This window comes from endosymbiont 'TC1' of Trimyema compressum (assembly GCF_001584725.1).
Taxonomy (GTDB): domain Bacteria; phylum Bacillota; class TC1; order TC1; family TC1; genus TC1.
On sequence record NZ_CP014606.1, the window covers coordinates 537,314 to 558,071 of the forward strand.

35 protein-coding genes, 1 tRNA gene and 5 pseudogenes are annotated in these 20,758 nt (G+C 33.0%); 35 read left to right on the forward strand and 6 right to left on the reverse strand.

Annotated elements, in window-relative coordinates; genetic code table 11:
* The 11 genes from secY (at position 1) to AZF37_RS12235 (ending at position 6,069) form a co-directional block, all read left to right on the forward strand.
* A complete protein-coding gene (gene secY, locus AZF37_RS03445; protein ID WP_088369581.1) occupies positions 1-1,260 on the forward strand; it encodes a preprotein translocase subunit SecY in 1,260 nt (419 codons plus the stop codon).
* 11 nt (positions 1,261-1,271) lie between these two features.
* Complete coding sequence (locus AZF37_RS03450; protein ID WP_162473860.1) at positions 1,272-1,910, forward strand: adenylate kinase; 639 nt, start codon at positions 1,272-1,274, stop codon at positions 1,908-1,910.
* On the forward strand, positions 1,911-2,657 hold the full coding sequence (gene map, locus AZF37_RS03455; protein ID WP_088369583.1) for a type I methionyl aminopeptidase: 747 nt from the start codon (positions 1,911-1,913) through the stop codon (positions 2,655-2,657).
* Between the two features lie 90 nt (positions 2,658-2,747).
* Positions 2,748-2,966 carry a translation initiation factor IF-1 gene (gene infA, locus AZF37_RS03460; protein WP_088369584.1) on the forward strand — a complete coding sequence of 73 codons (219 nt, stop codon included), beginning with the start codon at positions 2,748-2,750 and terminating at the stop codon, positions 2,964-2,966.
* 15 nt (positions 2,967-2,981) lie between these two features.
* Positions 2,982-3,095 carry a 50S ribosomal protein L36 gene (gene rpmJ / locus AZF37_RS03465; protein ID WP_088369585.1) on the forward strand — a complete coding sequence of 38 codons (114 nt, stop codon included), beginning with the start codon at positions 2,982-2,984 and terminating at the stop codon, positions 3,093-3,095.
* Positions 3,096-3,116: 21 nt separating this feature from the next.
* Positions 3,117-3,485 carry a 30S ribosomal protein S13 gene (gene rpsM, locus AZF37_RS03470; RefSeq protein ID WP_088369586.1) on the forward strand — a complete coding sequence of 123 codons (369 nt, stop codon included), beginning with the start codon at positions 3,117-3,119 and terminating at the stop codon, positions 3,483-3,485.
* 12 nt (positions 3,486-3,497) lie between these two features.
* On the forward strand, positions 3,498-3,890 hold the full coding sequence (rpsK, locus tag AZF37_RS03475) for a 30S ribosomal protein S11 (RefSeq protein WP_088369587.1): 393 nt from the start codon (positions 3,498-3,500) through the stop codon (positions 3,888-3,890).
* Between the two features lie 16 nt (positions 3,891-3,906).
* Complete coding sequence (gene rpsD, locus AZF37_RS03480; protein ID WP_088369588.1) at positions 3,907-4,524, forward strand: 30S ribosomal protein S4; 618 nt, start codon at positions 3,907-3,909, stop codon at positions 4,522-4,524.
* A 25-nt stretch (positions 4,525-4,549) separates the two neighbouring features.
* Positions 4,550-5,500, forward strand: a complete 951-nt coding sequence (locus AZF37_RS03485) for a DNA-directed RNA polymerase subunit alpha (protein WP_088369589.1) — start codon at positions 4,550-4,552, stop codon at positions 5,498-5,500.
* A gap of 14 nt (positions 5,501-5,514) precedes the next feature.
* On the forward strand, positions 5,515-5,865 hold the full coding sequence (gene rplQ, locus AZF37_RS03490) for a 50S ribosomal protein L17 (protein WP_088369590.1): 351 nt from the start codon (positions 5,515-5,517) through the stop codon (positions 5,863-5,865).
* A gap of 75 nt (positions 5,866-5,940) precedes the next feature.
* Positions 5,941-6,069: a hypothetical protein gene (locus AZF37_RS12235; protein ID WP_281178907.1), complete on the forward strand. Its 129-nt coding sequence runs from the start codon at positions 5,941-5,943 to the stop codon at positions 6,067-6,069.
* A 303-nt stretch (positions 6,070-6,372) separates the two neighbouring features.
* Here the strand turns inward: AZF37_RS12235 and AZF37_RS13160 are convergent, their stop codons facing one another.
* The gene (locus AZF37_RS13160; RefSeq protein WP_425425417.1) at positions 6,373-6,843 is read right to left on the reverse strand and encodes a DDE-type integrase/transposase/recombinase; all 471 of its coding nucleotides are present in this window, start codon (positions 6,841-6,843) and stop codon (positions 6,373-6,375) included.
* Positions 6,844-6,904: 61 nt separating this feature from the next.
* Positions 6,905-7,238 (reverse strand): annotated as a pseudogene (locus AZF37_RS13165) (transposase); the annotation flags it as partial.
* Positions 7,239-7,751: 513 nt separating this feature from the next.
* Between AZF37_RS13165 and AZF37_RS03500 the strand changes: the two are divergent.
* From AZF37_RS03500 to AZF37_RS03530, 6 genes and pseudogenes are all read left to right on the forward strand, one after another.
* Positions 7,752-8,045: an InlB B-repeat-containing protein gene (locus tag AZF37_RS03500; RefSeq protein WP_088369591.1), complete on the forward strand. Its 294-nt coding sequence runs from the start codon at positions 7,752-7,754 to the stop codon at positions 8,043-8,045.
* A 360-nt stretch (positions 8,046-8,405) separates the two neighbouring features.
* Complete coding sequence (locus AZF37_RS03505; protein WP_088369592.1) at positions 8,406-8,801, forward strand: ABC transporter substrate-binding protein; 396 nt, start codon at positions 8,406-8,408, stop codon at positions 8,799-8,801.
* Positions 8,802-8,825: 24 nt separating this feature from the next.
* Positions 8,826-9,158, forward strand: coding sequence for a type 2 periplasmic-binding domain-containing protein (locus tag AZF37_RS03510; RefSeq protein ID WP_088369593.1), 333 nt, complete (start codon positions 8,826-8,828; stop codon positions 9,156-9,158).
* Between the two features lie 21 nt (positions 9,159-9,179).
* A complete protein-coding gene (locus tag AZF37_RS03515; RefSeq protein WP_088369594.1) occupies positions 9,180-9,470 on the forward strand; it encodes a hypothetical protein in 291 nt (96 codons plus the stop codon).
* Between the two features lie 14 nt (positions 9,471-9,484).
* Positions 9,485-10,261: pseudogene (locus AZF37_RS03525) on the forward strand (ABC transporter ATP-binding protein).
* Positions 10,262-10,630 (forward strand): hypothetical protein, encoded by a 369-nt coding sequence (locus AZF37_RS03530; protein ID WP_088369597.1) that lies wholly within the window; start codon positions 10,262-10,264, stop codon positions 10,628-10,630.
* Between the two features lie 7 nt (positions 10,631-10,637).
* Here the strand turns inward: AZF37_RS03530 and AZF37_RS12240 are convergent, their stop codons facing one another.
* The 3 genes and pseudogenes from AZF37_RS12240 to AZF37_RS10325 form a co-directional block, all read right to left on the reverse strand.
* Complete coding sequence (locus AZF37_RS12240) at positions 10,638-11,114, reverse strand: dehydroquinate synthase/iron-containing alcohol dehydrogenase family protein (protein ID WP_088369598.1); 477 nt, start codon at positions 11,112-11,114, stop codon at positions 10,638-10,640.
* Positions 11,115-11,161: 47 nt separating this feature from the next.
* Positions 11,162-11,521, reverse strand: a pseudogene (locus AZF37_RS12245) (iron-containing alcohol dehydrogenase); the annotation flags it as partial.
* A gap of 38 nt (positions 11,522-11,559) precedes the next feature.
* Positions 11,560-11,697: a hypothetical protein gene (locus AZF37_RS10325; RefSeq protein ID WP_162473861.1), complete on the reverse strand. Its 138-nt coding sequence runs from the start codon at positions 11,695-11,697 to the stop codon at positions 11,560-11,562.
* A 237-nt stretch (positions 11,698-11,934) separates the two neighbouring features.
* Between AZF37_RS10325 and AZF37_RS03545 the strand changes: the two genes are divergently transcribed.
* From AZF37_RS03545 to AZF37_RS10335, 14 genes and pseudogenes are all read left to right on the forward strand, one after another.
* Complete coding sequence (locus AZF37_RS03545; protein ID WP_088369600.1) at positions 11,935-12,192, forward strand: hypothetical protein; 258 nt, start codon at positions 11,935-11,937, stop codon at positions 12,190-12,192.
* Positions 12,189-12,806, forward strand: a complete 618-nt coding sequence (locus AZF37_RS03550) for a hypothetical protein (protein ID WP_088369601.1) — start codon at positions 12,189-12,191, stop codon at positions 12,804-12,806. Before AZF37_RS03545 ends, AZF37_RS03550 begins: the two co-directional genes overlap by 4 nt.
* Positions 12,807-13,072: 266 nt before the next feature.
* The gene (locus AZF37_RS03555) at positions 13,073-13,429 is read left to right on the forward strand and encodes an InlB B-repeat-containing protein (RefSeq protein ID WP_088369602.1); all 357 of its coding nucleotides are present in this window, start codon (positions 13,073-13,075) and stop codon (positions 13,427-13,429) included.
* 351 nt (positions 13,430-13,780) lie between these two features.
* Complete coding sequence (locus AZF37_RS03560) at positions 13,781-14,128, forward strand: YtxH domain-containing protein (RefSeq protein ID WP_088369603.1); 348 nt, start codon at positions 13,781-13,783, stop codon at positions 14,126-14,128.
* 55 nt (positions 14,129-14,183) lie between these two features.
* On the forward strand, positions 14,184-14,633 hold the full coding sequence (locus AZF37_RS03565; protein ID WP_088369604.1) for a hypothetical protein: 450 nt from the start codon (positions 14,184-14,186) through the stop codon (positions 14,631-14,633).
* 209 nt (positions 14,634-14,842) lie between these two features.
* Positions 14,843-14,919: transfer RNA gene (locus AZF37_RS03570), tRNA-Cys, on the forward strand.
* Positions 14,920-15,398: 479 nt separating this feature from the next.
* On the forward strand, positions 15,399-15,548 hold the full coding sequence (locus AZF37_RS10330) for a hypothetical protein (RefSeq protein WP_162473862.1): 150 nt from the start codon (positions 15,399-15,401) through the stop codon (positions 15,546-15,548).
* 168 nt (positions 15,549-15,716) lie between these two features.
* On the forward strand, positions 15,717-16,049 hold the full coding sequence (locus AZF37_RS11490) for an acyl-CoA thioesterase/BAAT N-terminal domain-containing protein (RefSeq protein WP_245612037.1): 333 nt from the start codon (positions 15,717-15,719) through the stop codon (positions 16,047-16,049).
* Positions 16,042-16,380, forward strand: a complete 339-nt coding sequence (locus tag AZF37_RS11495; RefSeq protein ID WP_245612038.1) for a dienelactone hydrolase family protein — start codon at positions 16,042-16,044, stop codon at positions 16,378-16,380. Before AZF37_RS11490 ends, AZF37_RS11495 begins: the two co-directional genes overlap by 8 nt.
* Positions 16,364-16,537 carry an acyl-CoA thioester hydrolase/BAAT C-terminal domain-containing protein gene (locus AZF37_RS11500; protein ID WP_245612039.1) on the forward strand — a complete coding sequence of 58 codons (174 nt, stop codon included), beginning with the start codon at positions 16,364-16,366 and terminating at the stop codon, positions 16,535-16,537. The genes AZF37_RS11495 and AZF37_RS11500 overlap by 17 nt, the downstream gene beginning before the upstream one ends.
* A gap of 147 nt (positions 16,538-16,684) precedes the next feature.
* Complete coding sequence (locus AZF37_RS11505) at positions 16,685-17,023, forward strand: acyl-CoA thioester hydrolase/BAAT C-terminal domain-containing protein (protein ID WP_245612040.1); 339 nt, start codon at positions 16,685-16,687, stop codon at positions 17,021-17,023.
* A gap of 186 nt (positions 17,024-17,209) precedes the next feature.
* Positions 17,210-17,326: pseudogene (locus AZF37_RS13170) on the forward strand (InlB B-repeat-containing protein); the annotation flags it as partial.
* A gap of 412 nt (positions 17,327-17,738) precedes the next feature.
* A complete protein-coding gene (locus AZF37_RS10860; protein WP_172793072.1) occupies positions 17,739-17,903 on the forward strand; it encodes a hypothetical protein in 165 nt (54 codons plus the stop codon).
* Positions 17,893-18,036, forward strand: coding sequence for a hypothetical protein (locus tag AZF37_RS10335; protein ID WP_172793073.1), 144 nt, complete (start codon positions 17,893-17,895; stop codon positions 18,034-18,036). Before AZF37_RS10860 ends, AZF37_RS10335 begins: the two co-directional genes overlap by 11 nt.
* A gap of 217 nt (positions 18,037-18,253) precedes the next feature.
* On the opposite strand, the pseudogene AZF37_RS03585 reads toward AZF37_RS10335, so the two are convergent.
* Positions 18,254-19,403, reverse strand: a pseudogene (locus tag AZF37_RS03585) (IS3 family transposase).
* A gap of 18 nt (positions 19,404-19,421) precedes the next feature.
* Between AZF37_RS03585 and AZF37_RS10865 the strand changes: the two are divergent.
* From AZF37_RS10865 to AZF37_RS10870, 4 genes are all read left to right on the forward strand, one after another.
* Positions 19,422-19,613: a hypothetical protein gene (locus AZF37_RS10865; RefSeq protein ID WP_172793074.1), complete on the forward strand. Its 192-nt coding sequence runs from the start codon at positions 19,422-19,424 to the stop codon at positions 19,611-19,613.
* Between the two features lie 79 nt (positions 19,614-19,692).
* A complete protein-coding gene (gene lexA, locus AZF37_RS03590; RefSeq protein WP_088369605.1) occupies positions 19,693-20,136 on the forward strand; it encodes a transcriptional repressor LexA in 444 nt (147 codons plus the stop codon).
* Positions 20,137-20,505: 369 nt separating this feature from the next.
* The gene (locus AZF37_RS13175) at positions 20,506-20,589 is read left to right on the forward strand and encodes a hypothetical protein (protein ID WP_425425458.1); all 84 of its coding nucleotides are present in this window, start codon (positions 20,506-20,508) and stop codon (positions 20,587-20,589) included.
* Positions 20,573-20,755, forward strand: a complete 183-nt coding sequence (locus AZF37_RS10870) for an AdipoR/hemolysin III family protein (protein WP_172793053.1) — start codon at positions 20,573-20,575, stop codon at positions 20,753-20,755. Before AZF37_RS13175 ends, AZF37_RS10870 begins: the two co-directional genes overlap by 17 nt.
* Positions 20,756-20,758: the final 3 nt, after the last annotated feature.

Consider the following 20,758-nt stretch of genomic DNA (forward strand, 5'->3'; position numbering starts at 1 on the left):
ATGTTTGAAACTCTAATAAATGCGCTGAAGGTCAAGGAAATCAGAAGGAAGATTATATTTACGCTTCTCATACTCGTAGTCGTACGTTTTGGAGCTTATATTCCGATTCCTGGGATTGATTCTGCTGTCTTAAGTCAAATTTTTTCAAACAACGGTATTTTAGATATTATCGATACATTCTCAGGGGGCTCCTTGAGTCGATTTACTATCTTTGCAATGTCTATCGTGCCCTACATTAATGCTTCTATTATAATGACCCTGCTGACCGCAGGGTTTGATCGCTTAAAGCAGATAGCGAAAGAGGACAATAAAAAAATTGCCCAGTATACTCGTTATTTAACACTTGCGTTGGCATTGGTTCAAGCCATAGGCTTAACAATCTTTATTAATGCAAGTAACGGATTTGCAGATCCAAATGCATTTACTTGGATTGTTTGTGCATTAACTATGACAGCGGGTGCTATGCTACTTATGTGGCTGGGAGAACTTATTAATGAACATGGTATTGGAAATGGTATTTCCCTAATTATTTTCATTGGTATTGTTTCTAGAGTGCCTGTTTTAGTTAATACAGTTATGCAACAAGTAAGTAGTGGTAATACACATGGTTACATGGCAATTTTACTACTAGTAGCTCTTCTTCTGGCTGTTGTCGGCATTGTTGCAGTTCAACAAGGAGAGAGAAGGGTTACTGTTCACTATGCAAAGCGCGTTGTTGGCCGTAAAATGTACGGTGGGCAAAGCACATTTATTCCGATTAAATTGAATCAAGCAGGGGTAATTCCAATTATCTTTGCTTCATCACTTTTAATATTACCAGGAACTATTGTTTCGATTTTCTTTGCAGATACAGGTTTTGCTCAGTTTTTCCAACAATGGTTTGGTGTAAACACACCTGTTTACATCGTATTCTATGCATTGCTCATTATCGTATTTACATTCTTTTATTCTGTTATTGCTTTTAATCCAGCGGATGTAGCAGATAACTTAAAGAAGAGTGGTGGTTTTATCCCGGGTATTCGACCAGGAAAACCAACGTCTGAAGCATTGCAAAAAATCTTAACAAGAATTACTTTATTCGGTGCTATTTTCTTAGCTATTATTGCTTTATTACCTAATATTTTAGGAGGTTTTATTGGCGGAATGCAGTTGCAGTTTGGAGGAACAAGTTTGTTAATTGCAGTCGGCGTAGCTCTTGATACTATGAAACAAATGGAGTCACAACTTTTAATGAGACACTATCAAGGATTTTTGAAATAATGCGAATTCTAATGATGGGTCCTCCAGGCTCTGGTAAAGGAACACAAGGAAAAATAGTTGCAGAGGCTTTGAAAATACCTCACATTTCAACTGGAGATATTTTCAGACAAGCAATGAGTGAAGCAACACCGCAAAGCGAGGAACTAAAGGCCCTTATTAATAAGGGCCAACTGGTCCCAGATAGTTTGACTAACGCTATGGTTTTTAAACGGATAGAACGCAGTGACTGTATAGGTGGCTATATTTTAGATGGTTATCCTAGAACACTCTCTCAAGCTGAGGTGCTTGATGCCTACTTAGCTGAGAAACATCAGAATCTTGATTATGTTGTTATGTTAGATGTCCCTGAAGAAACTACTGTAGACAGAATTCTCAATCGCAGATTTTGTAAATCTTGTGGTGGTTCCTTTAATATTACTACCAATCCTCCAAAGATAGAAAATATTTGTGATTATTGTGGTGAATCATTGTCAGCACGAGATGATGATAATGAAGAAACTGTATTAGATCGAATTAAAGTATATGAAAAAGAAACAAAACCGTTAATTGAATTTTATGAGAGCAAAGGAATTGTGTGTTCTATTGCAGGCGATAATTCAGTTAAGGAAGCGACAAAAGAGATTGGCAAATGCTTAGGAAGGGACATTTAGTTGATTATTATTAAAAATAAAGATAGTATTTCAAAAATGAAAGAAGCAGGCACCTTAGTCGCATTAGTACACCAAAAACTAAAGGAAATAATTACGCCTGGCATCTCCCTTTTAGAGTTGGATAGAGAAGCTGAAAAAATAATCAGAGAACATGGAGCTATCCCTAGCTTCAAAGGTTATGAAGGGTTTCCCAACACTATTTGCGCCTCGATGGATGAAGTTGTCGTCCATGGCATTCCAAGTAGTAGGCGCTTAAAAGAAGGAGAGATTATCAGTATAGACGTTGGTGCATTGAAAGATGGGTACCATGGAGATGCTGCTTTTACTGCGGCAGTGGGAGTCATTTCACCTGAAAAAGAAAAGCTGATTTCTGTTACAGAAGATAGTTTTTTTAAAGGACTCCAAATGGCAAAAGTAGGCAATCGTTTAGGGGACATTTCTCATGCAATACAGAAAACAGTTGAATCAGCTGGCTTTAGTATTGTTAGAGAATTTGTAGGTCATGGAATCGGTGAAGATTTACATGAAGATCCTGCTGTACCTAATTATGGCCCCCCTGGTAGAGGCCCTCGTCTTGAGGCTGGCATGGCTCTTGCCATAGAACCTATGGTAAATATGGGCGGCTCCAATATCGAGATTTTAGAAGATGGATGGACAGTCGTAACTAAAGATAAACAGCCTTCAGCCCACTATGAGCATACTGTGATTATCACAGAGAGTGAGCCTATCATACTCACTCGGTTGTAGAAGGGATAAGGTGAAGATAAGGATGATAATCCTGAATAAGAAATGCGTTACTATAAGCAGTATTTCAGTTAATAAAAAGGAGATGATCAAGTGTCCAAAGAAGATGTAATTGAAGTGGAAGGTAAAGTAATTGATTCTTTACCTAATGCTATGTTTAAAGTTGAATTAGATAATGGTCACCAAATTTTGGCCCATATCTCAGGAAAAATCAGAGTAAACTTTATTAAGATACTACCTGGAGATAGAGTCAAAGTTGAATTATCTCCTTACGACCTTAGTAAAGGTCGTATCACTTATAGATTTAAATAAAAAGGAGGCTTTATTATGAAAGTTAGAACATCTGTTAAGCCCATTTGTGAAAAGTGTAAAGTGATAAAACGTAAAGGCAAAGTAATGGTTATTTGCGAAAATCCAAAACATAAACAAGTACAAGGGTAAAAAACTTATGGAGGTGTAAGAATGGCACGTATTGCTGGTGTTGATATACCAAACGACAAAAGAGTAGAAATTTCTTTAACTTACGTATACGGTATTGGACGTACAACTGCTAATGAAATTTTAGCAGCTGTTGGAATCAATCCAAACGCAAAGGTTAAGGATTTAACAGACGAGGAAGTCAATGCAATCAGAGACGAAATTGGTAAGTCACATAGTGTAGAAGGTGACTTAAGAAGAGAAGTTTCTCTTAATATTAAGCGTTTAATGGAAATTAATTGCTATAGAGGAATGCGCCACAGAAGAGGCTTGCCTGTTCGTGGACAAAATACAAAAAATAATGCAAGAACAAGAAAAGGGCCTAATAGAGGGGCCGTTGCTAAAAAGAAATAGGAGGGATAGGTTATGGCAGGTAAAGGTAAAGTCCGTTCTAAGAAACGGGATAAGAAAAAAATCGATTATGGCGTAGCTCATATTCAGTCTACATTTAATAATACAATTATTACCATCACCGATAAAGAAGGCGATACTATCTCTTGGTCTAGTGCCGGATCTCTTGGCTTTAAAGGATCAAGAAAGAGTACACCTTTCGCAGCCCAAATGGCAGCTGAAAAAGCAGCAGAAGCTGCAGCTGAACATGGTGTAAAAGAAGTGGATTGCTATGTAAAAGGACCTGGCTCAGGTAGAGAAGCGGCAATTCGCGCTCTAACAGCAGCAGGCATTGGAGTGGCAATGATTAAAGATGTCACACCAATTCCTCATAATGGTTGTAGACCACCAAAACGTAGAAGAGTTTAGAGGAGGAGGAAAAAATATGGCAAGATATAAAGGCACTGCTTGTCGTCTCTGTCGTAGAGAAGGCACAAAGCTATACTTAAAATCCGACCGTTGCTATTCTAACCAATGTGCTATGGAAAGAAGAGGCTATCCACCAGGACAACATGGACAAGGTAGAAAGAAAGTAACTGAGTATGGATTACAATTAAGAGCAAAACAAACAGTTAAACGTATATATGGTGTTTTAGAGAAGCAATTTAGAGGGTACTTTAAAGAAGCTGATCGTCAAAATGGCATTACAGGTGATAACCTTTTAGTTCTTTTAGAAAGACGTTTAGATAATGTAGCTTTCCGTTTAGGATTGGCAAAAACACGTACTGAAGCAAGACAATTAGTGCGTCATGGCCATTTTCTTCTAAATGGAAAGAAAATCAATATTCCTTCTTACTTAGTAAGAGTTGGAGACGAAATTAGCGTTCGAGAGAAAAGCAGAAGCAGTGTTGCATTCAAGGAGCTTTCAGATAACGTTACTGCTCCAAGTTGGTTAACAGTTAAATCAGGGGAACTGGTTGGTAAAGTTGAATTACTTCCAACAAGAGAAGAAATTTCAATTCCAGTTGATGAGCAACTCATCGTTGAATTATACTCAAGATAATAGCCTGATAGATAGGAGTAAAAGTATGTTAGAAATTGAAAAACCAAAAATTTCTATAATAGAAACCAGTGAAGACGGTTCTTATGGCAAAATTGCAATTGAGCCATTGGAACAAGGGTTTGGGATTACTCTAGGCAATGCATTAAGAAGAACCTTACTTTCTTCCTTACCAGGTATTGCAGTAACCAGCATGCAAATAGAAGGAGTTCAACACGAATTTTCTACTATTCCAGGCGTGGTTGAGGATACAACGGATTTACTATTGGCAATGAAATCTTTAAAGCTTAAAAGTCAATCTAAAGAACCTAAAGTTTTAAGAATTGAAAAAGAAGGCGCTGGCACGGTTACTGCTAGAGATATTATCTGTGACAGTGACATTGAAATATTAAACCCTGATTTACACATTGCCACATTAGAAAAAGAAGGCAGACTATTTATGGAAATTAATATAAAAGTTGGCCGAGGTTATGTAGGCGCAGATGATAACAAAGGTGAAGATGCAGCTATTGGTGAAATTCCAATTGACTCACTATTCTCTCCTGTTGTTAAAGTTAACTATGAAGTAAAAGACAAAAGAGTTGGAAAAGAAGCAGACCATGATTTACTTATTTTAGAAGTATGGACTAATGGTAGTCTTACTCCTGAAGAAGCAATCAGTGGTGCAGCTAGACTAATTTTTAACCACATTACTTTATTTGTAGCTTTAAGTGATTCTGACATTGCAGGGGTTCCTCTAGTAGAAAAAGAAGCAGAGAAAAAAGATCAGCTTCTTGAAAAATCTATTGAGGATTTAGACTTATCAGTGCGACCATATAATTGCTTGAAAAGAGCAGACATTAATACGGTTGGTGATTTAGTAAATCACACTGAACTTGAGATTATGCGTGTGCGTAACTTAGGTAAGAAATCCTTAGATGAAATTCATGAAAAAGTTGCAGAATTAGAACTGTCTTTCAGAAATGAAGACGAAGATTAAAAGGAGGGATTAAAGTGGGCTATCGAAAACTTGGACTTCGTTCCAATCAAAGAAGAGCTATGCTTAGAAATATGACAACTTCTTTACTTGAACATGGCAGAATTGTTACAACTGAAACAAGAGCAAAAGAAGTGAGACGTGTTGCTGAGAAAATGATTACTCTTGGCAAAAGAGGAAAATCTGATCTTCATGCTGTACGTCAAGCACTGGGCTATTTAAACAGTGAAGATGTTGTAATGAATAAAGTATTTGGCGAATATGCTACTAAATATGCTACAAGACAAGGTGGCTATACACGCGTAATTAAAACTGGCTATAGAAGAGGCGACGCTGCTCCTATGGCAATAGTTGAATTAGTAGACTAATAAAAAAATAGAGGTTCTCATGGCGTGCAAATTGCCATGAGGACCTTTTTTAAAATGCGAGGAGACCCAAAAAAAATGAATAAAGCTAGAAAATCCAAGGGGCTGGCAATAGTATTTACAACTATTGCTGTTAGTATAATAACCCTTATTGCGCTAACCTTAAGTCACTTCTTTTTTTGCAAAGGCTTGGAAGAATGTCAATAGAGTAGATAGAAAAAGTGAAATTAAGTTTTAATAGAAGTGAAAAAATAGTCTTCTTTGGAATTAGGAGAAAGAATGTTATTAGCAGAGTGGGGACGTATAGGGGGTTGTAGAAGCCCTCAATGTGTTCAAAGCAGGAAAGCTTAATTTGAGCAAAGGAAGAAAAAGACCTACGAAGAATTTCTTCTTTTTTCATATATTTAAAAAGGACTCAACGACAGCATTGTCCCAAGGATGAGAAAGCTTAGAAAAAGATTGAATGATACCAAAAGAATCAAGGAGCTTTCTAAAGATAAAAGAAGTATATTAGGAACCTCTGTCAGAATGAAAAATAAGAGAAGTAGAAGGTTTTTGAGAATAAAAGGCTTTGATAAAAGTATCCTTAACAAGAGAAGTATCAATTTTAAGAGAGAGCTTCCAAGCAATAATTTTACGAGAAAATAAATCCATAATAACACAGAGATAAGCAAAAGAGGCATTTAAATTAATATAGGTAATGTCACTAGCCCAGACTTGATTGGGCTGAGGAACATTAAAATTTTGATTTAGGTAGTTAGGGCAATCAAAATTGGGAATAGACCTCGGATGAATAAACCGAAGTTTGATAGTAGGCATTTTAGGAAGATTCATGTCAGTCATCAGGCGGCTCGCTCTACCAATACTGATGTTGATGCCATAGTCATAGGAAAGAAGAGCCTTAATCTTAGATGGGCCAATACGTCTCTTAGTAAGATGACAAATCTCCGAGAATAAGCTGACGGAGTTTTTAATTCTCAATAGTTCTAGGAGAAAGTTTTTCCGAAAAGTATTTGTAATAGGAGCTGCGGTTCACTTTAAGGACATGACAAAGAAAAGAGATAGCGTGCTGAAAACGAAGGGTATGAACAGCCATTAATCTTTGTCTGAGTGAGGCGTGAATATGGCAATTGCTTTTTTTAAATGATATTTTCCTCCTAGAGTCGAGCATTACGCTTTTGAAGATCCTTAATCTGCTTAGCGGTTAGAATAGTATCATCATCAATTCTAACCTGAGAATAAAGTTTAATCCACTTGTGTAAAGCAGACATGGAGACACCATATTCTTTAGAAAGTTGGGATTGAGTTTTACCGTTTTGGTGTAAATTAACAATACTTTTTTTAAATTCTTCATCGTATTTCTTGTAATTATTCATAATTTTATCCTTTCTTATGTGTCTACTTATTTAAAACATGTTTCACTTTTTCCTGTCTACTTTTTTAGTATATATCCAATGGGCTTAGGGAGTTTTGTTGTATAGAGATAAAATAGGATGCGGTATGATTCAGAGCGGACACCTAATTTATGATTATATATATTGCTGCCATAACATATGTGTTAATATACTCAGTAGGGTTTTTGACGGTAAAAACTAGCAAATCCTATGATGGTTATAGTACATCATGCAATGCTAAAATACTTAAGTTCTTTTAAATCCATTGGTTAAAATCTTTATTTAAAATTAAAATCCTGCAGATGTCAAATTCTATGCTGATTTGATTCCAATCTCAGGCACCAAAAAAGGTTTCTAGTAAATTGCCAGAAGCTTTTTTTATTTACAATTAAATAGTATTTTTATGATAGAGATGAGAACTGGTTTTATTATTATTTGAGAAGGTATTAAAACAAAAATGCAAAGTCTATTATTAGATAATAGCGTACAGCTGAGATGCTTGAGTTGAATTTTAAGGTAACTTATTATAATTTATCTTTTGATTTAAATGATAATATAGGAAAAGAACCTATTTGTGAGTCTTTATGTGAAGGGGATAAAATTACAGCGCCTTTGATATCAGTTGGGGTAGGTTATATATTAAAAGGCTGGAATACAGTAAGGGATGGCAGTGGTGTAATGTGGGATTTTAAAAATGCAACAATGCCAGCACAAGATGTTATTTTATATGCTCAGTGGAAAAAAACTAAAAGTGATAATAACAATGATGAAATTAGCAAAAAAAGATGATTTGAATATTATTGATACTGAAGGGAAGCCAGTCAATAAAGACTCCATAATAAAACTTCCACAAATAGGGAACTCAATCTTTTTCTATGGTTTAGTCATAACAATAGTAGGTTCATTATTAATAGGTTACCATTCAAAAAGAAGTAAATAAGTAATTAATAAATCTATATTTTATTATAAAACAAGACATATTCTATTTAGATATGTCTTGTTTTTTTATATTATTAAAATTTATTACAAAAAACATGATTATTTAAAAGTTATAGGTATTGTTTTTGTTTCTTTTAAACATAGTCTAATGGTGTATTAAAAAGTTATACTGGACTTAGTATAATAATTCTATAAAGGAAGGTGTTTGTAATGCTTAAAAAAGGGTGTGCTGTAGGAGTATTAATTTTGCTATGCTATTTTTTAATAGGTTGTAGTAATGAGGAGGCTAGTCGTGAGGTTGAGACATTAAAAGTAGGTATGGCAGGAAAAGATATTAAAACTGCATGTATAATAATTGCTCAGGGTATGGGCTATTTTCAAGAAGAAGGTGTTAATGTTGAGTTTGAGACTATTTCAAATTTAAGCGAGGGACTAACGGCTGTCGATATGGGGAAATTGGATATTTTACCATTTGGCGTTATTCCGTCAGCAACTTTTATTAGTCAGGGTTCAGATGTTGTTATTTTTGGAGGGACTATTTCAGAAGGCAGCGAATTAGTAGTAAAGCTTGAACATAAAGATAGCTTAAAAAATAGAGGATTTTAAAAATAAAAAATTGGTTGCTATAGAATGGAAACAGGTCATATGGTTATGAAGGGCCTGTTAAGAGATGCAGGAATGGTTATTGATAAAGATGTATCCTTTATTCTTTTGGATTCTCAACAGAGTATCATGGAAGCAGTAAGAAAAGGAGAGGCTGATGTTAGATTTTTAAATAGTGGCCAAGGTTATATTGCTGAACAGTCAGGCTTAGCCATTGCTGGAAAAGTTGCTGATTTTGAGGAAGGGTTTCCATGTTGTATACAGACTACTTCAAGAAAAAGTTTTGAAAATAAAAGAGATGCTTTAGTAAAATTTCAAATTGCTAATTTAAGAACATATGAACTTATTAAAAACAATTAAGCATTAGCTATTAAAAAATTAGTGGATTATAGTGGTCAGCCAGAAGAGTATGTTAAAGCAGTAATTTATGGTATTGAAGGTGTTTATGATAATGCAATGGTCATTTTCTTAGATCCTAACAAAAAAGTAATAGATTTTTATGAAGTAATGAAAAATAATGGAGATATTGATAAAAGTACTCAATTTAAAATAGAGGATTTTATAGATATAAGTATTTATGAGGATGCATTGAAAACAATGATTGAAAGAGGGGGGAATTCTACATTGTTCCAATCATTAATGGAGGAATTCAAACAAAATAATATGGAATAAAAGGTGTGAATTATATGAGCTTTATTGAAATTGAAAATTTATCTTTTAGCTATCAATCCATTAATGATGATTATTTAGCACTAAAAAACCTTAATTTAAATACTCATAAGGGTGATTTTTTATGTGTTGTAGGTCATTCAGGATGTGGTAAAAGTACGCTTCTTAATATTATTGGTGGTTTTCTTAAACCGCAAAACGGATAAGTTTTAATTAATGGTAAACCTATTAAAGGACCAGGTACTGATCGAGCTATAGTCTTTCAGCATTATTCTTTATTTCCTTGGTTGACCAGCAAAAAAATATTTGTTTTGCAATTAGACAGAGCCATAAAAGTATTTCAAAAAAAGGCTTTGGAGAAGGCTCAAGTTTATTTAGACTTAGTAGGAATGAATAATTGGGGCGATAAATATCCTTATCAATTGTCTGGTGGGATGCAACAGAGAATTGCTATTGTTAGAGCACTTGCAATTAAAAGTGAAATTTTACTTTTAGACGAACCCTTTGGCGCTTTAGATGCTACTCGCAGAAAAAGTTTACAGCATCTTTTGCAAGTGCTTTGGACAATGGAATCAGAAAGAAAAACTGTTGTTTTTGTAACCCATGATATTGATGAGGCAATACTATTAGGGAATCGCATTATTGTAATGGGAAATAAAAGTGTTATAAAGTCGTTTGTTGTTCCTTCAGAGATTAAGAAAGAAGGCCGATTTTGGAAGTGTTTCAGAGTCCTATTTCAAATTAAAAGAAGAGATAGTTTCTTTATTAGGCGCTTGAAAGAAGGAGTGTTATAAATGAAGTATAGGGGCAGGTGTTTATTTATTTTAAATCATATTCTATTGCTTTTTTTAATTATACTAATAGTAACGCCTAGTAGTAAGTTAGTTGAGTCGTCACTTCCATTTATAGTTGCTTGTTTTTTAATTGAACTATTTTATCTTTTACAATTAAAAAGAAAATCTAATCCTTATATTAGTAATTTAATGGTTATTATTTGGCTGTTCTTTATTGTTTGGGAAATACTGGTAACAAAGCTTAATCTGTTACAGCCTATTTTGTTTCCAGCACCAGAAAATGTATTTAATGTTCTTGCAACTCAATATGAGACCTTTTTCATAAATATTGTAGCTTCAACAATACTGTTATTTTTAGGTTATTTTTAGGTTATTTTTAGTTGGTGACTAGCTGATCTGTTTTTAAAATAGCTTCAAATAGTATTTTTTCTGTAATGTCAACAGGCTCATTATAAATAAAGGAATTTTCTGTACAAACAAAGGAAACTATATCTTTAAGATTTTCTTCAATATTTTTTGAAATTCCAATATCTTTTAAAGTCATTGGTAAGTTAGTTTTTGAATAGAAATCATAGATATCATTGGCCACAGAGGTATGTTCCTCATTATTAAGCATTAAAGCCACTAAGATACCAAAAGCAACTAATTCTCCATGAAGGCAATTTTTGGTTGCTTCTAATTCAACTAATCCATTATGCAGAGCGTGTGGACCGGCTAAGTGACAGGATTCAAACCCCACACCACTTAAAAGAATAGTACTTTCAATCACTCTATTAAGAGCAGGTGTAATTTGAGCTTTTTTAAAATCATTAATAGCTTTTAAGCCATCTTCTAAAATAATTTGAGTAGCCATTTGGGCTAGGAGGATTCCCGTAGTCGTTGCTTGTCCTCCGTGATAGCTTATAGAACCTTTTTAAGCCAAGACTTTGCTTCAAAGCCAGTTGCTAAAGCATCTGCCATCCCACTTATAAAGTATCTTATGGGACTTGCTAAGAGAATGTTGGTATCAACTAAAACAATTGCAGGGCTGTTTTTTTGAATTTCAAAACTTGTAATATGATTGTGTTTATCGTAAATGACTGCACAACCTGTACAAGGAGCATCTGTAGAAGCTACTGTAGGTACAACTACTAAAGGGATATTTAAATGGTCTGCGAAAACTTTACCACAGTCAATTATTTTTCCACCACCCATTACAACTAAAGTGTTAAATTTTTTTCCAATGGCTATTAATCGATTTATTTCTAAATAGGTGTATTGTCCATTAAATGTTTCAACAGGGAAATGACATAAATCTTCTAGTGTTTTTTAAATCTAGGAATTGCGATAAGAAAAGGTTCTCCTTCTAAGGTGTTAAGTATTTTAGGCAGTTCTTTTAAGGTATCTTCTCCCTGAATATATTTTCCAGAAAAGTGAATATGTTCAATGTGTTCCATTTTTCTATCCTTTCAAATCAAAAAAATATTTTAATTGATTATTTTAGTATAAGGTTTTTGATGAAAAAACAACTATTTAATGCTAAAATATATGTTTTTTATACTTATTGCAAAATATGAAAAAAATCATATACATTAGTACCTTGTTGGTGACTCTGGAGAAGAAATGTTGACATTTTGTAAAATAATATACTATACTTTAGTATGGTTTGATATTATGGGAAGGAGTTTGATAAGATGACTAAAATGAGGAGCAAATTATGTATTGCAGTGATTATGATTTTAACTGTATTTTACTGGCAACTATTTTCAAGGGACATGGCTGTTAAAGGTGGGATGCCAGAAGAACATAATGCAATGGAAGCTGCTTTAACAGAGAATTGGATTGAGTGGACTGGCGGTGATGTAACAATTGACTTTATTTTGAACTATATTGATGCTAAAGCAAAAGTGAGTTTGCGCCAGGAAATCCAACAGTACCGACTGGCTATATGACCAATGCCAATCAATTTGGAGTAGTTATTACTATGGGAGGTAATGATTATATCTACACTTTTGCAGATGGTTCATCTGAATCGTCTGGCGTATTTTTTGCTATTGAGGAAAATGGTGCTCAATCCCCTTATGTTTTGAAGCCATCATTCCCAGCAAATAATAGCTGGAATAATCCTAATGGAATCGTTACAGATTATAAGTATTATTACTCAGGTAATAAGGTTAAAGAAGAAAGTACAATTGAATTAATAACAGGAGAAAAAGTACTTTTTACGCAGATTGTAGAGTTTAAAAATAGTGGTATTTATCACCATGCTTATTTTAAAAATATTGGATTAAATGATATTCCTACTTTTAGAATTTTAAATAAATTGGATACTTATTTAATTCATGATGGTGTTCCGATTTACTATGGTGAGTCTCAACATACATATTACTTGAAAAATGGGGCTTTAAAGCTCCGTGTATCAGGTCTGAATGGTGTTGATGGTAGCCTTGGTACTAGAGAACATCAGAGAATATGGGAAAATGGATTTATAAATACCTATAGAGTATATAATCCAATCAATTTTGAAAATGTGGGGAATCCAGGAGACGTTGCTTTTAGTGGTTAATGGCCAGATGATGATTCAGAAATTATATTTACGCAAGTACCTTTTACTTTAGATGTTGGAGCAACAGCTGAGCAAACTTTTGCGATTAACTTTTTGCCAGCTAATACTGTTACTGTAAATTATTTAGATATCCTTGGTAATTAAGTAGCTGAACCCGATTTTTTAAAAGGGGAATTAGATGCTAAATATGTAGCAGCTGCTAAGGATATTTCTGGTTATTCAATTGACTTAGATAATTACCCAGTAAATACTATGGGGTTTTTCGTGTGTATGAACAAGCAGTGAATTTTATTTATAAAGAAAATGCTCCTTTAACATACAAGGTTACTTATGATGGCAATCTGAATACTGGTGGTACATTGCCTCTTGATAATACCGATTATTTAGAAGGACAATTAATTAATAATCTTGACGCTGGAGATATTATAAAAGATGGATACACTTTTAAAGGTTGGAATACGGCTGCTGATGGTAGCGGAAAATTGTGGGATTATGCAGTTGATACAATGCCAGCAAGGAATATAACACTATATGCTCAATGGGAACCAAATGAAATAGTAACTGTAGGCCCAGAAGTAGAAGAAAAAATACTGATACTGAAAATCAGAGTATCACCGAATTAAGTAAGGAACTACCTAAAACAGGGAATAATTTAAATATAATAGCTAGCGTTGCAATTGTATTAACTGGCATTATATTTAATATAAATGCCATAAGGAAAAATAAATAGTTTTTAGATTAAAACCCATAAGCTAGCTTTAGTTTACGGGGGTTTTAAGTGGTATTTATTTTATTTGATTTTTAAAAGGTATATGAATAAGGAAAATCCCTATTGTTAAATGACTGCCATGTTTGCAAAATTGGGTTTTATGTTTAAGTTTACAAAAAGTCTGTTTTAATATATAATACAGGTATATATGAAGACTTTCTCACTTTGGCTAAGTTGTTTTATAATTTATAAAGGAAGTGAAAAAATGAAAGATTTTTTTGAATTTTCAAAAAGAAGAAGAGAACAAGAAAAGGCAGCTAATGCAAAAGACTTTGCATTAGGTATTGGCATTGGTGTTTTAGTAGGAGCATTAGCAGGTATTTTGATAGCACCTAAAGCTGGAAAAGAGACTAGACAAGATATCAAAGAAACAGCAAGCCAAGTTGCAACAGTAGCAAGGGAAAATGTTAATAAAGCAGTTCAAGCAACAAAATCAAAAGCTCAAGAGTTTTCTGAGGAAGTTAATGAAAGTGCAGAAAAAGCTAAAATCAAAGTCGCTGCAGCGCACAAAGATATTTCTGAAGGAAAAACAAAAAGTTGCAGAAGATATTGAGTTAACGGTAGATAATGTTAAAAAAGATATTAAATAATGCGAAGTGAGGTAAAGGATGAATATACAATTTTCGTTAAATGATTTATTTTCCTTTCTAGGAGGCCTTTTACTTTTTGTAATTGGAATTTTTCTGATTATTCTGCTAGTTAAACTTATAGGTGTTCTTAGTAGAGTTAAAAATTTACTTATAGAAAATAAAGATAATATTAATCGCTCATTAGCTGCATTGCCTGAAACATTAGAAAATGCTAAAGATATTACAGAAGACTTAAAAAATGTATCAGGACAGGTTAAGGAAACTGTTCCTGTTGTTTTAGATCATGTTGAAACAATTACTGGAAATGCAAGAGATAGTGTAGAAATGGTTGGAGAAGTTATTTTTAACATTGGAGAAGGTATTGATGATACTGTTAAGTCATTTAAAGAAGAAACTGCCAGCTATGGAACTTATTTTGCAGGTATTGTAGAGCTTGTTAAATTTATCTATCAAAAATTTTCTAAATAGTTAATAAAGATGACCCTTTTAGCAATTATTTACATGTTAAAAGGGTTTCTTTTTTAGAGAGAATTTAAAGCTTAACTTTGCGTTTTTTCTATTGACTTATTTCAAGATTAAAGATATAATAGTTCTTGCGTTGGATATTCTAGAAATGCAAAAAGCAACCTGTATAATGGGAAATGTTATAATGGGAAATGTTCCCTTATATAATATGGGGCGACGTCGCCAAGTTGGCTAAGGCAGAGGTCTGCAAAACCTTCATTCCCCGGTTCGAATCCGGGCGTCGCCTCCACTATTACTAAAAGCTCTATAATAGGGGCTTTTTTATTTGTTTTTTCTCTGGACAAGCTCTGGACAAATTCTAAAAAAAATGTTGATATCATTTTTTCAAATTGTTCATTTAATACATTTGCTGAAATTTCGATATTTTCTTTATATAGATGCCTGTAAATTTTTTGGATTTGCTTAACAGTTGTATGCCCTACAATTGTTCTCTCACTGACTCCATTTTCCTTTCTTCATTATACTATAGTATAATGAAGAAAGGGTAGACTCATAATGGGTCTACGTAATTCTCATGAAAGAACCTTTTACAACTGGTAGAGATTGGGGTTCTTTTTTATTGATGTCATTTAATACCCATTTTCTGATGCACTGTAGCTTACCTGCGCATTTGTAAAACCTTCAGTTTGTACATAAGTATAGAGGATTGACGGAAGCAGGCTCCCAACTATCCAGATTATTAATAAGTATTCTGGGAAAGCTGTTGGCTTGGGCTGTGGTAAAAAAGGCAATGAAACTAAGATTTATACTGTTAACCCAAATGATTCAACTAATCAAGATTGGATAGCTATTCCGATTAGGCGGTTTACTAAGGAAAATATTGTGATAAGGGTTTTAAGAAGTAAAGAGATGTCATGAGCTTAGGGGATTGATTTCCTCTAGGCTTTTTTACAAGCCACTCAGCTTGTAAATATTGATATGATCTAAATTGTTATGGCATAATAAAACGATAAAATTGTGATTCAAATAAACATGATTTGAAGGATGGGGAATGTGAAAAATAGAAAAATACATATGGAGGTAAGTATGAAAAAAATTGATGATACAACCTTAATAGATTCAAATTGTATTATAAAAATAATGCCTAATAAATCTTTCATTAATGAAGATGTTGATATTACAATAAGTGGGTTGAAATGCAATCAAAAAGTGATTGTTCGCGCTGAGAGTAAAGATTATTATTGTATTAATTGTGGAATGCTTGAACAGGGGAAAAATTCTTTGTGGGAATCATATGGTGTTTTTATTTCTGATGATAATGGAAATATTTTTTTAAAAAGCGCTATGCCAATTGATGGTACCTATAAGGATTGTAATTCAATGGGACTTTTTTATTCGATGAAAATAAAAAATGCGTAATAAAGAGTTGGCGAAAAATCTTTTAGATATTAGTGAAAATCGAAGTTGTAATATTATTTTTACGGTTGAAATTGATGGAAAGGTATTAGCTTCTAAAATACATACTAGACAATTTTGTGATGATACAATAATAAGTAAGAGTATTGTTCAGAAAAATTTTGTTGGACGTTATTTTATTTCTGAAATTAAAAAACAAAGACCTGCAATTATTGTAGTTAGTGGAAGTGAAGGAAGAATTGAAAAGGCACAGGCTATTGCAGAAGTATTAGCTCAACAAGGGTATTCAACATTGGCTGTTTGCTATTTTGGAATGAATGACCACATCACCTAATCTGAATTTAATCCCACTTAAAATTATTGAAAACTCTTTAGAATGGTTGAAAAATCAAGATACTGTTGATAATAAATGCATTGGAATTTATGGGCGTTCAAAGGGCGGAGAGTTAGCACTTATAGCTGCTTCTATTTTTCTAGTATCACTTGTGTGATTGCTAATATGCCTAGTTGTTATATTTATGAAGGGTTAATAAAAGGAAAGCCTTATCATCAATCATCATGGACATATCGAGGTTTAGAATTACCTTATATAAAATTTTCTTTTTTTATTTTGTTTAAAGCAATTATAAAAAAATATTATGAAAAAAGACTATATTAGAGAGATGTATCAGAATATGATTAAAAAATTTATTATAGAGGGTGCGAGTATAGAGGTAGAAAACATTAATGGTTCAATTTTGTTTTTATCTTCAGAGGAAGGTAAAATATGGCCTTCTTTCCTTCATTGCGAAATTGCAACTAAGAGGCTATCTGAAAAAAATTTAAGCATTATTATAAACATCGTACTTATAAAAAAGCTGGACATATGCTTACATTACCTTATCAATCTATTATCAATGATAAAAAATGCAATGGATTTTTGCAGGAATGGGATAAGGCATGCAATGATAGTTGGAATCAAACAATTGATTTTTTAGATAAATGGAGAGCAGGTCATATAAACAAATGAAGATTTAATTGGAAGAAATGGGTTTTTATTGCATAAATTATAATTTATAATATATAATTAAAAAAACATAAAAACTACAGTCTAAATATTTAATAAGAAAGAAGATCAAATATTACATGAGGGAGACAAGGCACAATAAGTTAGAAAGCGTTATACTTTCAAAGGCTGGAATACAGCAAAAGATGGAAGTGGAGAAAACTGGAAATTCAATAAAACAACAATGCCTGATCATAATGTAACACTATATGCCCAATGGCAATGTTGGTGGTAACTGATAAATAAAGTTATTTACAAAAAGAATAATTAATGTTACTATCATTATAATGCTAACAACCTTTTAATTTTTTTCATTTAATGTAAAATTCCCTAGGCAATGAGCTTAGGGAGTTTTGCTATATAAAAATATCAAGGTAGCAAAAAAACGCCTTGATAAAAGTTAGGGGTCATCACATAATTTCTAGCTCTTATCTTGTAAAATGCCCATTCATGAAGAGGGCATTTTACTTTCAAATTATTTTTCCTTCAATAATATACACTTCAAGTCAATTACAAAATTAGGGGTATTTGATATTATATGTTTTAACAATTCCAAAGTGTTTAAGTGCGATGAAATACCTTAAAATTGTTATTTTAAGAATCTGGGTGTTGTCTTCACTATTACTAAAAGTTCTTCAATTGCTATAATGGTCTGTCTTTTTACACCGATTCGTAATAGAAAATATAAGAAATATTTAAAATGTTATCCCTGTATTAATAAGAAAATAGGATATAAAACAGAAGTTAACAAGGGAATTCTTCATAGACTATCCAATGCAGATGAAAAAATGCGATTTACAGATGGCGCCTAATACTAATATTGATTTGCCTATTTTTGGGAATCAAAAGACTATAGAGCTACGTAATTATAAACTTCAGGTTATTTTAGAATCAGATGAAAAATTGGAAGAGGGGTTATCTTTTACTGTTGCTTCTAAGACTTAAAAAATGATTGAGGATGCTGACCAGTCAATACAAAATAGTTAAAAAATATATTTACTAACAATAAAAGATTATTTATTTTCTTAAATTAAATAATTGAAGCAAAAGTGAAAACATAAAAAAAGAAAGGCTATTATAAATAACGAAACTATTGAAATAATGGCTCCAGTATTTGCAAGCTACTGGAAGAATGTCAATAGAGTAGATAGAAAAAGTGAAATTAAGTTTTAATAGAAGTGAAAAAATAGTCTTCTTTGGAATTAGGAGAAAGAATGTTATTAGCAGAGTGGGGACGTATAGGGGGTTGTAGAAGCCCTCAATGTGTTCAAAGCAGGAAAGCTTAATTTGAGCAAAGGAAGAAAAAGACCTACGAAGAATTTCTTCTTTTTTCATATATTTAAAAAGGACTCAACGACAGCATTGTCCCAAGGATGAGAAAGCTTAGAAAAAGATTGAATGATACCAAAAGAATCAAGGAGCTTTCTAAAGATAAAAGAAGTATATTAGGAACCTCTGTCAGAATGAAAAATAAGAGAAGTAGAAGGTTTTTGAGAATAAAAGGCTTTGATAAAAGTATCCTTAACAAGAGAAGTATCAATTTTAAGAGAGAGCTTCCAAGCAATAATTTTACGAGAAAATAAATCCATAATAACACAGAGATAAGCAAAAGAGGCATTTAAATTAATATAGGTAATGTCACTAGCCCAGACTTGATTGGGCTGAGGAACATTAAAATTTTGATTTAGGTAGTTAGGGCAATCAAAATTGGGAATAGACCTCGGATGAATAAACCGAAGTTTGATAGTAGGCATTTTAGGAAGATTCATGTCAGTCATCAGGCGGCTCGCTCTACCAATACTGATGTTGATGCCATAGTCATAGGAAAGAAGAGCCTTAATCTTAGATGGGCCAATACGTCTCTTAGTAAGATGACAAATCTCCGAGAATAAGCTGACGGAGTTTTTAATTCTCAATAGTTCTAGGAGAAAGTTTTTCCGAAAAGTATTTGTAATAGGAGCTGCGGTTCACTTTAAGGACATGACAAAGAAAAGAGATAGCGTGCTGAAAACGAAGGGTATGAACAGCCATTAATCTTTGTCTGAGTGAGGCGTGAATATGGCAATTGCTTTTTTTAAAATGATATTTTCCTCCTAGAGTCGAGCATTACGCTTTTGAAGATCCTTAATCTGCTTAGCGGTTAGAATAGTATCATCATCAATTCTAACCTGAGAATAAAGTTTAATCCACTTGTGTAAAGCAGACATGGAGACACCATATTCTTTAGAAAGTTGGGATTGAGTTTTACCGTTTTGGTGTAAATTAACAATACTTTTTTTAAATTCTTCATCGTATTTCTTGTAATTATTCATAATTTTATCCTTTCTTATGTGTCTACTTATTTAAAACATGTTTCACTTTTTCCTGTCTACTTTTTTAGTATATGTCCAACATGGGAAGATGGTAAGGTATATACAGTAGACAAAGCTTTGGGTCGAGATAGGCGTGCTGCTTTAAAAACAGGGGGACAGGGCATGCGCTATACTTGTAAAATCATGGGAAAAATATCCTACCTTTTTTGAAGAAGGAAAATGGTTTATGGAAGGTAAGTGAGATGAATAAAAATAATAGGAGAGAAAAAGTTTACGACTATATTAAAAAATTTATAGAGGAAAAAGGTATTCTCCTAGTGTGCGTGAAATAGGAACAGGTGTTGGTTTAAAATCTAATAATACCGTTTATTTTCATTTAGAAAAGTTAATAGAAGCAGGACTTTTAGAAAAAGATCCCTTTGAAAGTAGGACATTGCGTTTAAGGAGGAAGGAGGCAGTACCTTTTGTAATGGCGCCTATCCTAGGTAAGGTCACAGCTGGTATTCCCATTTTTGCAGATGAGGAGTATCAGGGTGAGTTTCCTGTTCCAGAAATAATTACTAAGGGAAAAAATGTTTTTGTTTTAACGGTTAAAGGTGATAGTATGATTAATGCAGGTATCCATAATGGAGATTTAGTTATTGTGGAAAAGACATACGTTGCTAATAATTATGATATTGTAGTTGCTTTAATTGGAGAAGAAGCTAATGTTAAACGTCTAGTTAAAGAATAAAATTCATATATTTTAATGCCATAAAATAGTAGTTATAAACCTATAAAAGGGGATTTTATAATTATTGGAAAAGTAATTAGTGTTTTTAAAAGATTCTAAAAATAACCTCTGAGTTCAGATAAATGTTATAATGTAAAACATAGAAGGGCAGGGAGCTCATGAAAGAAAAAACATTTTAAAAAAAGCCTAGCACCACAAAAAGGCATATTCTTTAGGAGAAGAAATTTTTAATTCAACAACCCATCTTGTAGGCAGTGAAATCAGTATTGCGGCATTGGTTATTATGATTGTAATTTCAGTTAGTGTTGGAAGTCCTATAAAATTAGGCTCATCTATAGTTTTGGCATTTCTTTATTGTTACTATATATGATGTCTACTCTATATCACAACATTACGAATCCACGAGCTAAAAACTTTTTTAAAGTTTTAGATCATTGTGCCTTTCAATTTTAATTGCAGGAACCTATCACCCTTTGCATTAGTTGCTATAGGGGGTACTTTCGGTTGGATTATTTTTGGTATTATTTGGCTTAGTTCTTTAATAGGCATTATATTTAATGCTATTGATGTAAAACGCTATAAGCTATTTTCAACGATTCTCTATGTACTAATGGGCTAGGCA